At 62.1% G+C, this 11,121-nt stretch carries 8 protein-coding genes; 3 read left to right on the plus strand and 5 right to left on the minus strand.

Going from position 1 to position 11,121, the window contains the following annotated elements; genetic code table 11:
• Nucleotides 1-228 precede the first annotated feature (228 nt).
• Complete coding sequence (locus tag PHU01S_RS09275) at nt 229-1,029, plus strand: (2Fe-2S)-binding protein (RefSeq protein ID WP_127507285.1); 801 nt, start codon at nt 229-231, stop codon at nt 1,027-1,029.
• Nucleotides 1,030-1,167: 138 nt separating this feature from the next.
• Here PHU01S_RS09275 and PHU01S_RS09280 read toward each other — a convergent pair whose 3' ends face one another.
• The 4 genes from PHU01S_RS09280 to PHU01S_RS09295 form a co-directional block, all read right to left on the minus strand.
• Nucleotides 1,168-2,454 carry a dicarboxylate/amino acid:cation symporter gene (locus tag PHU01S_RS09280; RefSeq protein WP_127507287.1) on the minus strand — a complete coding sequence of 429 codons (1,287 nt, stop codon included), beginning with the start codon at nt 2,452-2,454 and terminating at the stop codon, nt 1,168-1,170.
• 56 nt (nt 2,455-2,510) lie between these two features.
• Nucleotides 2,511-3,956, minus strand: coding sequence for an NAD-dependent malic enzyme (locus PHU01S_RS09285; protein WP_076357965.1), 1,446 nt, complete (start codon nt 3,954-3,956; stop codon nt 2,511-2,513).
• A 252-nt stretch (nt 3,957-4,208) separates the two neighbouring features.
• A complete protein-coding gene (locus PHU01S_RS09290) occupies nt 4,209-4,910 on the minus strand; it encodes a response regulator (protein WP_127507299.1) in 702 nt (233 codons plus the stop codon).
• Complete coding sequence (locus PHU01S_RS09295; protein WP_127507289.1) at nt 4,910-6,526, minus strand: ATP-binding protein; 1,617 nt, start codon at nt 6,524-6,526, stop codon at nt 4,910-4,912. Before PHU01S_RS09295 ends, PHU01S_RS09290 begins: the two co-directional genes overlap by 1 nt.
• 259 nt (nt 6,527-6,785) lie before the next feature.
• Here PHU01S_RS09295 and PHU01S_RS09300 point away from each other — a divergent pair, with 259 nt between their 5' ends.
• Both PHU01S_RS09300 and udk read left to right on the plus strand, forming a co-directional pair.
• The gene (locus PHU01S_RS09300) at nt 6,786-7,868 is read left to right on the plus strand and encodes a DctP family TRAP transporter solute-binding subunit (protein WP_127507291.1); all 1,083 of its coding nucleotides are present in this window, start codon (nt 6,786-6,788) and stop codon (nt 7,866-7,868) included.
• A 363-nt stretch (nt 7,869-8,231) separates the two neighbouring features.
• Nucleotides 8,232-8,855, plus strand: coding sequence for a uridine kinase (gene udk / locus PHU01S_RS09305; RefSeq protein WP_076357976.1), 624 nt, complete (start codon nt 8,232-8,234; stop codon nt 8,853-8,855).
• Between the two features lie 217 nt (nt 8,856-9,072).
• Here udk and PHU01S_RS09310 read toward each other — a convergent pair.
• Nucleotides 9,073-11,121, minus strand: a 2,049-nt coding sequence (locus PHU01S_RS09310; RefSeq protein WP_164763033.1) for an MMPL family transporter, incomplete at its 5' end; no start/stop codon positions are given.

Below are 11,121 nucleotides of genomic sequence, written 5' to 3' on the forward strand. Positions count from 1 at the left end.
GATGATGAGGGGGCAGCTCCTCTTTTATTTGCTGCGCAAAAGAGATTCCTCCTCTCCCGCTCTGGCCGAGCCGATCCATCCCTGTTCGGGATGGATTCGGAATTCGGACCCGGGTCGCAGCCTTTCCGGCTTTTCGGCTCCGCCTTTTGCGGAGTTCTACGGCTCCGCTCTTTTATGGTAAGCTTTCAGAAGGAGACGCTTCTATATCAAAGCCGGGGTGGATAAACGATGTCTCAAGAAACGTATGATTTCGGCATCATCAAGACGTATTACCATATTTCTCGCGAAGGCGCGGAGCACCCGATTTTCGAGCTGGAGGCTGAAAGGCTCTTTGATTCCTTGGGCATGGGGGAAGCTCTGGATCGGGGAGGGAGCCTCGTGCAGGCGCTCGACCGGACGCTGCCGGCTTCGTTCGTCGGAACCTCGCTGGGCAAGCTGCTGCTTACACAGGCCTATTTCTATGCGGTGTATGGCGGGGTCGCGGATCTGGAGGCCGGCAACCTTGTTTTTCAGGTGGAAGCTCATGACGATCATGTCCATCTGGGCTACCGGGTCAAGGAAGTCAAGGTGTTGCCGGTTCCGACGCAAGGGGCGGAGGAGTGGCTGGCCGCGTATTGGCGGGATTATGTCATCCGGTTCACGGCTCCGGCCGTAAGGGCGGCTGCCGAGGCGGCTGGGATCAAGCCTGCGGCCATCTGGCAGCAGTTCGGCGGCCAGCTGGAATACATGAGGGAATTCGTGTCGGCCATGCCGCTTCCCGAAGAGGTGCTGCGGCGTTTCGAGACTGGCTTCGAGGTGCTTTCCCGACGGCTGGAGCCGGAATGCTTCGGGACGCGGCGCAATCCGTTCCTGTACGCGCCCCGCTACGTGGACAATCCTTGGGAGCCGGGAGGCAAGCTGATGCAGCAGTCTTCCTGCTGCATGTACGACAGGCGCGAGGGCGGGGTGAAATGCTACACCTGCCCGATGCTGACGCCGCCGGAGCGTGAGGAGCAGCGCAAGCTGGCCGCAGCGCAGGCCGGCGGATGAGTCTTGCGCTGCAGGCAGGCGGCTCAAGCTGCTTTCTGCAGCTGGCAGCTGATGATTAAAGAAGCATGCAGAAAACCGCAGCCCTCGGGGCTGCGGTTTTTTCGCGCAAGGGACTTCGCCCGGCTGCTGGAGCCGGCTTCAGGCAGAGGCGGCTCGGCTGGACGAAGGGTCGAGCTCAGGACCGGCTTCCTTCAGAGGCTGGAACTGGTTTTCGCTCTTGGCGATGACGACGGTAGCGACGGAGTTGCCGATCAGATTCGTGATGGCGCGCGCCTCCGACATGAAGCGGTCGACGCCGATCAGCAGCGCGATGCCTTCAAGCGGAATCGGCGTGCCGGGCAGGGCGGCCAAGGTGGCTGCGAGCGTAATGAAGCCGGAGCCGGTGACGCCGGCCGCTCCCTTGGAGGTGAGCATGAGCACGCCGAGGAAGGTCGCGATCTGGAGCAGAGTCAGCTCGATGCCGTAAGCCTGCGCGATGAAGAGCGCCGCCATCGAGAGGTAGATGCTGGTGCCGTCCAGATTGAAGGAATAACCGGTCGGGACGACGAGGCCGACGACGGGCTTGGAGCAGCCGTAGGACTCCATCTTGTTCATGAGGCGCGGCAGGGCGGACTCCGAGGAGGAGGTGCCGAGCACGAGCAGGATCTCGTCCTTGATGTGGCGGATCAGGCCGAAGATGCTGAACTTGTAGTAGCGGGCGATCAGGCCGAGCACGACAACGATGAACAGGAACATCGTCATGTATGTCGCGATCATCATTTTGCCCAGCGAGAGGAGGGAGCCGAGGCCGAACTTGCCGATCGTATAGGCCATCGCTCCGCCCGCGGCGTACGGAGAGAACTTCATGATGATGCCGACGATCTTGAAGAAGATTTCGTTCAGCTTCTCGAAAAATTCCGTAACCGGACGGCCCTTGTCGCCGAGCATGGACAGCGCGAGGCCGAACAGGACGGAGAAGAAGAGCACCGGCAGCATCTGGCCGCTCGCCATCGCGGCGATCGCGTTGTCGGGAATGATGCCGAGCAGGAAGTCCTTGAAGCCATGCGAGGTTTCGGATGCCTGCTGCGCATAGCCGGCGACCGCGTCGGCCTTGCTGCCGACGCCGGAGGTTTCGATGCCGTCGCCGGGACGGATCAGGTAGGCGATGGCGATGCCGATCGCCATGGCGAAGGTCGTCACGAGCTCGAAGTAGAGCAGCGCCTTGCCGCCGATGCGGCCGATCTTTTTCATGCTGCCCATGCCTGCGAAGCCGATGACGATCGTGAAAAACACGATCGGTGTGATGACCATCTTGATCAGCTTGATGAAGATGTCGGCGAGCACCTTGAGCGAAGCGCCGAAGCTCGGGAAGAAATACCCGATGGCGATGCCGATCACGATAGCGGTCAGCACCTGGACGGTCAGGTTTCTGAAGTTGATTTTCATCGGAATCCCTCTTTCTGGTCGGGTCGGTTGTTAGGATCGGATTCGGATTGTTTCCTTCAAATAGGCGTTGGAGCCGAGGCTTTCGGCTTGGAGGGGGTCTCCTTGCGGGCGACGCCGGAGGCGTATGCGGCTTCGATGACCGCCTCGCGCACCTTCTCCACGACCTGGTGGTTGAACACGCTCGGAATGATATACTGCTCGTTCAGCTCCTCGTCCGTCACGACAGAAGCGATCGCCTTGGCGGCGGCCAGCTTCATCTCCTCCGTCACGCGGGAGGCGCGGCAGTCGAGGATGCCGCGGAAGATGCCCGGGAAGCAGAGCACGTTGTTGATCTGGTTCGGATAGTCGGAGCGGCCCGTCGCCATGACGCGGACATAAGGCTCGGCCTCCTCCGGCAAAATTTCCGGGGTTGGGTTCGCCATCGCGAATACGATCGGGTCGGGGGCCATTTTCTGCAAGTCGTCGGTCTTCAGCACGCCGGGACCGGACACGCCGATGAAGATATCCGCGTCCGCGATGACGTCGGAGAGGCTGCCCTCGAGCCGGTAAGGGTTCGAGTTGTCGGCATACCATTGCCAGTATTCGTTGGCGTAGCTCTTGCCGGGGACAAGGGCGCCCTCGCGGTCCACGCCGATGATGTTGCCGACTCCGGCGGCCATCAGCATCTTGGAGCAGGCGGTGCCTGCGGCGCCTATGCCGCATACGACGACTTTGCACGATTCCAGCGTCTTGCCGATGAGTTTGACGGCGTTGAGCAGTCCGGCCAGCAGCACGACGGCCGTGCCGTGCTGGTCGTCATGGAAGACGGGAATATCGAGCTCCTCGGCGAGGCGCCGTTCGATCTCGAAGCAGCGCGGAGCGGAGATGTCCTCCAGATTGATGCCGCCGAAGGTCGGAGAGAGAGCCTTGACGATCGCGATGATCTCTTCGGTATCCTGGGTTTTCAGGCAGATCGGGAAAGCATCCACCCCGGCGAACTGCTTGAACAGGACGGCCTTGCCTTCCATGACCGGCATCGCGGCTTCCGGCCCGATGTTGCCGAGGCCGAGCACGGCGGAGCCGTCGGAGACGACCGCGATCGTGTTGCGCTTGATCGTCAGCGTATGGGCGCGGGACGGCTTCTCATGGATGGCCATGCATACTCTCGCGACTCCGGGCGTGTAGACGCGGGACAGATCGTCGCGGTTTTTGATCGGCGTTTTGGGCGTCGTCTCGATCTTGCCTCCGATATGGAGCAGGAACGTCTGGTCGGACACCTGCAGCACGCGGACGCCGGGAAGCTGGCCGACTGCGGATGCGATCCGGTCGGCATGGCTCTGGTCGTACACGTTGACGGTGAGGTCGCGCACGGTGGAGGCGGAATCCGAGCGCGTGACGTCGATCGCGACGATATCGCCGCCCGTATCCCCGATGACCGTAGCGATCTGGGCGAACGAAGCGGTGGCCCGGCTGAGCTCCAGCCGGAGAATGATCGGTGTTGAAGCGCCTGTAGGTATGGACATGGGACTGCACATCCTTTGCATCTGAAGGTTCATGTCATTGGTTCTGCTCTTCATGATATCGCTTTCAATTGAAAGCGCTAGCATACGGTCATAATGGTTGTTTTGGTCTTTATGGTCATGAAGGGGATGGTGCGTGGAGGAGAGAGGGGAGAGAGATGGAGCGGGAGGATCCTGGTCGCTGTGCCGTCTGGCATGCGATCAAAAAAACCGCAGCCAGGGTAGGCTGCGGGTCGCATGGAGATCAGGTGTCGATCAGCGAATCGTGTTCAGCGAATAAAGGTTGACCGGCCTGCCGACGCCGTATTGAAGCTGGAGGGTGACCTGGCCGCTCTTGGCCAGATGCTCCAAGTACCGTCTGGCGGTGACACGGGCAATGCCGACATGTTCAGCGACGCTCTCGGCCGATACGGCTTCCGGCTGCAGCCCGAGATAACGGATGATCTGCGCCAGCGTCGCGGCCTGGAGCCCCTTGGGGAGGCTGTCTCCGCTTTTGATAGGAGGGGCTGCAGCCGCAAGGTCGGAGCCTGAGCCGTGCAGAAACCGGTCGAGCTCGCCCTGGTCCAGCTCTCCGCCGGAGCCGAGCTGCTCGCGGCGCTGGAGCCAGCGCAGGAGAGCTTCGCGCACGCGCTCCGCCTTGAACGGCTTCATGATGTAGTCGTCCGCTCCGCCCTGCACCATGGAGCGGATCGTGTCCCGGTCGTTGGCGGCGCTGATGACGATGACTCCGGCCGCGTGGCCTTCGCTGCGCAGCTGCCGAAGCGTCTGGACGCCGTCCAGTCCGGGCATGTAGATGTCGAGGATGACCATGTCCGGATTCATTCGGCGGATCAGCTCCATGCCTTCCAGTCCGCCCGAAGCGGTGCCGACGACCCGGAAGCCTTCCACCGATTCCACGAACTGCCGGTTGACCTCGCGGACCATGGGATCGTCCTCGATCAGGATGACTTCAACCATCATTGAACTTCGCTCCTTCCTGTTTCCGGCTGCCTCTTCTCCGCCATGGGGAAGAACAGCGTGATGGATGTGCCCGCATCGGGCGCGGACTCGACCCGGATCGTTCCTCCGCCCTTCTCCGCGATGCCCGCGATCAGATGCATGCCGATGCCGCGGCCGTCTCCGGGCTTCGTGCTGAAGCCGCGCTCGAACATGCGGCGGCGGACATGCTCATCCATGCCGCAGCCGTTGTCCTCTACGAGCAGAGACAGCTGCTCTTCGTCCTGCTCCAGGCTGACGAGCACGCGCCTCGGCTCGGGGGCTTCCGCCAGCGAATCGAAGGCATTCTCGATCAGATTGCCGAGCAGGACGACGAAATCATGATGGTCGAGATGCTCCGGGAAACGCTGCAGCCGGCTGTGGGGATCGATCTGAACATCGATGCCGAGCTCCTGGCCGCGGCTGATTTTGCCGAGCAGCAGCCCGGTCAGGCTGTCATGGAAAAACCGGGTGCCGAGAAACCGGTTCAGCTCTTCCCGCTCGCCCGACATGCGGAACAGATAGTCGAGCGCCTGCTCGCCCTGCCCGAGCTGGATCAGCCCCCCGATCGTATGCAGCCGGTTCATATACTCGTGGTTCTGGACCCTAACCGTGTCTACGAACGCTTTTACTCCGGTCAGCTCCTCCGCCATCCGGGCCACCTCGGTCCGGTCCTGGAAAATGGCTACGGCGCCGACGGTATGCCCCTGCACACGGATCGGCACGCGGTTGCTGACAATATGCTGGCCGCCGATGAAGATTTCCTGCTGGTAGATCGGAGCATCAAGCTCCAGAATCTCCGGCAGCCGGGTATCGGGGAGAACCTCGCGGATAGGCCTCCCGACGACTTCGCCGTCGATATGGAAGATCTGGCGCGCCCGCTCGTTGAAGACGGCGATCCGCTCGTCGTTGTGGATGGCGATGACGCCCTCATGCATCGCATGGAAGGTCGCGTCCCGCTCCACCAGCAGCCGGGCGATCTCCAGCGGCTCCATGTCGAACATATCCTTCTTGATCTGTCTTGCCAGCGCCCAGGAGCCGGCGAGGCCGACCAGCAGCGACAGCAGCAGGATGGCGGAGATCTGCCCGGCGAAGGGAAGAATGACCTCTCCGGGTGAGGGGAGGACGCGTCCTACGAGCACGGTGCCGATCTGCATATGGGAGTTGTCCATGACCGGGACAAAAGCGCGCAGCGCCGTTCCGAGCTCGCCCTTCGCCTTGGAGACATAGCTGTGCTCGGCGAATGCCGGCCCTTCGTCGGTTCCCCGGGAATAAGTGCCGACACGGTCCGGCACCGGATGCGACAGCCGCTTATGCTGCATGTCCATGACCACCACATACGTCGCGTCATGGATGATGCCGATCCGCTCGGCGGCCTCCCGCAGCTGGGGCAGCCGGGCTTTCTCCTCGAGCCCGGCGGCGATCTCGGGCAGCTGGGCCGCGGTCCTTGCGGTGACGAGCAGCCGTCTGCCGAGCTCCTCCTCCTGCAGATGGAGGATGCTGCCGACCGCTACGCCGCCGCCGGCTATGAGCGCGAACAGCACGACGCCGAAGGAGAGCAGGGCAATTTTCCAGTTGATTTTGAGCTGCTTGAGCATGGTCGGGCCTGTCTCCTTGCGGGATGGGATAGGGTCAACAAGCACTTTTTCCACCATCATACACCAGAGCATGAGGCCTGCAAACCTGCGGCGATCCCGGGGGCGGGCTTCTCCAACAGCCGTCAGGTAGGATAAGATGAGGTTCATGAAGATGTGGACGAGGGCTGAGGATAGGGACGAAATGAAGCTGGGATAAGGCCGAGCTGAAGCTGGGATGAAACCGAGATAAGGCCGAAATGAGGACGGGAGGTGCGGAGGAATGAGAAGAAGGCTCAGGCTGTGGGGCGGCGGCTTGCTGCTGGCAGCGGCGGCCGTGCTGTCCATGTTCTGGCTTGGAGGGTACAAGCTGCCCGGTCCGCTGCCGGCGGACGACGAGCAGACGGGCATCAGCGGCAGGCATGTCATCAAGTTCAGCTACGTCGTGGCGGAGAACACGCCCAAGGGGCTGGCGGCGCAGCGGTTCGCCGATCTGGTGGAGGAGAAGTCCGGCGGCAAGGTGCAGGTGCAGCTGTTCCCGAACGGAACGCTGTTCACGGAGCCGGACGAGCAGGCCGCTCTGGCCCGCGGGGATGTGCAGATGATCGCGCCCGCCTTTTCCAATCTGTCGACCCGGATGCCGGAGTGGAGCGTCATGGACCTGCCCTTCGCCTTCCGCTCGGAAGAAGCGGTGGAGGAGGCGTTCAGCGGCGAGGTCGGCTCGCTGCTGTTCAAGCGGCTGGAGAGCAGGGGCATGATCGGCCTTGCCTTCTGGGGCAACGGGTTCAAGCAGATGACGGCGAACGGCAAGCCCCTTGCGCATCCCGAGGATTTCAGCGGCATGAAGGTCCGCATCCTGCCCGGCCCGATCGTCGATGCCCAGTTCCGGGCTTTGGGCGCCACGACGGCGGACATTCCGTTCAACAGCGTGTACAAGGCTTACGAGAGCGGCCGCGTCGACGGCGGGGAGAACACGATCACGAATATTTACAGCAAGAAGTTTTATCAGGTGCAAAAATACATGACGGTCAGCAATCACGCCTATCTCGGGTACGCCGTGCTGATGAACCGCTCCTTCTGGGAAAGCCTGCCGCCGGATGTGCAGGCCATCATCCAGGAGGCGATGCGGGAGACGACCGGCTGGGCCAACGAGAGCGCGCGGGAGATGAGCCGCAAGGAGCTCGCGGAAATGCGGAGCGGCCGCTGGATGAACATCGCCGATCTGCAGGAGCCGGAGCGGCGGGAGTGGATGGCTCTGTGGGAGCCGCTGTACGGACAGGCGGAGAAGCTCGCGGGGCGGGAGCTGATGGATGCGGTACGGCGGCTGCGGAGCAAGTATGGGGGCGGGGTGGAGAGGGCTGAGTAATCAGCCTGCTGATTGAAGTTCATATTGGGCAGCAGCTTAGTCATATTTGACATGGCATCTTGTTTATGAGGTTTACATGTTCAGGTTCGAAACCCCAGTCGGGACAAGGTGTTTTAAGGTACGACCGCTTCCCGAGCCGAGCGCGGATTGAGTATCCAGATGAGAAACAAGGCTCAATAACCATGGTTTCCCCCTCCTTTTCCCTTGAGGGTTCAAAAGTTGGAAAAGCAATCGCACCGGATTTGTCCAATCCCGGAACTTGCCGCTCCGAGGCTCCAAAACATGATTTCCAACGGGTGAAAAAATCCCCCGGCTGTGCTAAACTACAGGAATTGCATGTAATTTGGGGGGTAACAAAGCTTTATGCTTATCATAGGAATCGCCGGCGGCACCGGCTCGGGCAAGACGACCGTCGCCCGCTCCGTCATCGACCGGATGGGACCGGGCAAAGTGACATTCGTCTCGCAGGACAACTATTATAAGGATCACTCGGAGCTCAGCATGAGCGATCGGGAGAAGATCAACTACGATCATCCCTTCGCGTTCGACAACGAGCTGCTCATCGAGAATCTCAAAACGCTGAAGCAGGGGCTGAGCGCCCAGGCTCCCGTCTACGACTTCACGGTTCACGCGCGCCGCACGGACAAGTCCGTCGAGCTGAAGCCGAGCAATATCGTCATCATCGAGGGGCTGCATGTCCTCTCGGACGAGCATCTGCGCGAGCTGCTGGACATCAAGGTGTTCGTCGACACCGACCCGGATGTCCGCATCCTGCGCCGCGTGCTGCGCGACATCGAGGAGCGGGGCCGCACGATCCACTCCATCCACGACCAGTATCTCAATACGGTCAAGCCGATGCATGAAGCGTTCATCGAGCCGTCCAAGAAGTACGCCGACATCATCATTCCGGAAGGCGGCCACAACGAAGTCGGCATCGAGCTGCTCGCGGTGCTGACCGAAAAATACCTGCATGGCAGCCGCAAGTAGCCATCCTGCCTGATCCGGCAGCCGGCGCGAACCGGTTATGCCTCATGAGCCTCCCGGCCGGGAGGCTTTTTTTTGCGTCCCGAGACCGGTGATGCGGTTTCGTTTCATGCCCTGATCGTTTAAGCCCATAAAAAATGCACCCCCTAAATAACCAAGGCCGACACAGGAGTATCGGCCTTGGTTATTTACAGAAGGTGCCTTTGTCTTTTTCGCGGCCTTAAATGCGATCCTGGCCTTGAACGGTCCCGTGATGCGCTGCCTGCTCCTTGGCGTTGAGCTGGGCGATCAGCTTGTCCCCCTCGACGTCGAGGTTCGGCAGCATGCGGTCGAGCCACTTCGGAAGCTTCCAGGCCGCATCTCCGAAGATGGCCATGACGGCGGGCACGAGCGTCATGCGGATGATGAAGGCGTCGATCAGGATGCCTGCCGCGAGGGCGAAGCCGATCTGCTTGATCATGATATCCGGAGCGAAGATGAAGCCGGCGAATACGGACACCATGATGACGGCGGCCGCCACGACGACGCGGCTGGACTGCTCATAGCCGTGAATGACGCTGTCCGTTCCTTTATGTCCGTGGACGTACGATTCCCGCATGGAGCTGACGAGGAACACCTGATAGTCCATCGCGAGGCCGTACAGGATGCCGGTCACCATGATCGGCATGAAGCTGAGCAGCGGACCGCCCGTGTCGAAGCCGAAGATGGAATGGAGCCAGCCCCATTGGTAGACGGCGGTGGTGATGCCGAACGTGGCGAGCACGCTGAGCAGGAAGCCGACCGTAGCCTTGATCGGAACGATGATCGAACGGAACACGAGCAGGAGAATGATCACCGACAGAATCACGATGATGAGGATGTAGGTCGGGAATACGTCGGCCAGCTTGGAGGACATGTCGATGTTGATGGCCGTGAAGCCGGTGACGCCGATCGTGACATGGTTCTCCTTGGCGACGGCGGAGTCGGGAGCGCGGAGCTCCTGGACGAGAGTCCGGGTTGCCGCGTCGGTCGGTCCCGTGGTCGGGATGACGCTGATGATGCCGATGTCGCCGGTCTTGTTGATGCCCATCGGCGAGACGAGAGCGACGCCCTCCTGGCCTTGAAGCCCTTGGACCAGCTTGTTGAGACCCTCCGGCGTAATGGCGCCGGATTCCGAGGCAGGCTCCGCGACGAGGAGCAGCGGGCCGTTGTAGCCTTCGCCGAAGCCGTCGGAGATGGCGTCGTAGCTCTGCCTGACGGGAGTGTCGAGATTGGCGGTCGCGCCGGAGGGAATGCCCATCTCCATCTTGGCGACCGGAATCGCGGCAGCGCCGAGCACGGCCACGACTCCGATCACGACGAGCCAACGGGCCTTGACGACTCCTGTGGCCCAGCGATGTGCGAAGCCGTGGCTTTTTTTCGACGAAGCGGCGTTTTTTGCCCGCGCCTTGGGCGAGACGATCTTTTCGCCGATGAGGCCAAGCAGCGCAGGCAGCAGCGTCAGGGAGAGCAGGACGTTGACGAAGACGGTCGCAGCGGCGACCAGCGCCATCGCGGACAGGAAGGCGATGCCGATTACGAGCATGCCGCAGAGGGCGATGATGACGGTCAAGCCGGCGAAGAAGACCGCGCTGCCGGCCGTGCCGACGGAGCGGCTCGCCGCTTCGCGCGCGCTGAGGCCCTGATCGAGCATCATCCGCCGCTGGCGGTTGACGATGAACAGCGAGTAGTCGATGCCGACGGCCAGGCCGACCATGAGCGCCAGCACCGGCGTGATGTCGGTCATCGGAATGAACTTGGAGAAGGCGAACGCCGCGCCGACGCTGATTCCTACCCCGAGCAGGGCGGAGAGCAGCGGCAGTCCTGCGGCGACGACCGAGCCGAGCGTCATCAGCAGGACGACGGCGGCGACCGCTACGCCGATGGCTTCCGTGGAGCCGATGGCGGGCTTGCCCGTCAGCGAGTCGCTGGGCAGCGCGGTGATGCCGGAGCCGTTCTGCTCGACGGTGTCGATGGCTGCGATGACGCTGTCCGTCACCGATTTGGGCAGCGAGGTCTGCTGCACGGTGAACTGGAACTGGAGCATCGCTACGCTGCCGTCGGCGGAAAGCATGACTCCGGGCAGCGGCGCGCCGTCGACCATCATCGGGCCATAGGACGGCGCGGCGCTCTGCGTATGCCCGCCGCCTGCCGCTCCGGAAGCGGCGGCGTCTCCTGCCTGGCTTTGTCCGCCCGTGGCATCCGCCGTGCCCGCGGCGCCAGCCTCGGGAGAGCCTCCGGCCTGGCCTTG

This window comes from Paenibacillus humicus NBRC 102415, from assembly GCF_004000905.1.
Taxonomy (GTDB): Bacteria; Bacillota; Bacilli; order Paenibacillales; family Paenibacillaceae; genus Paenibacillus_O; species Paenibacillus_O humicus.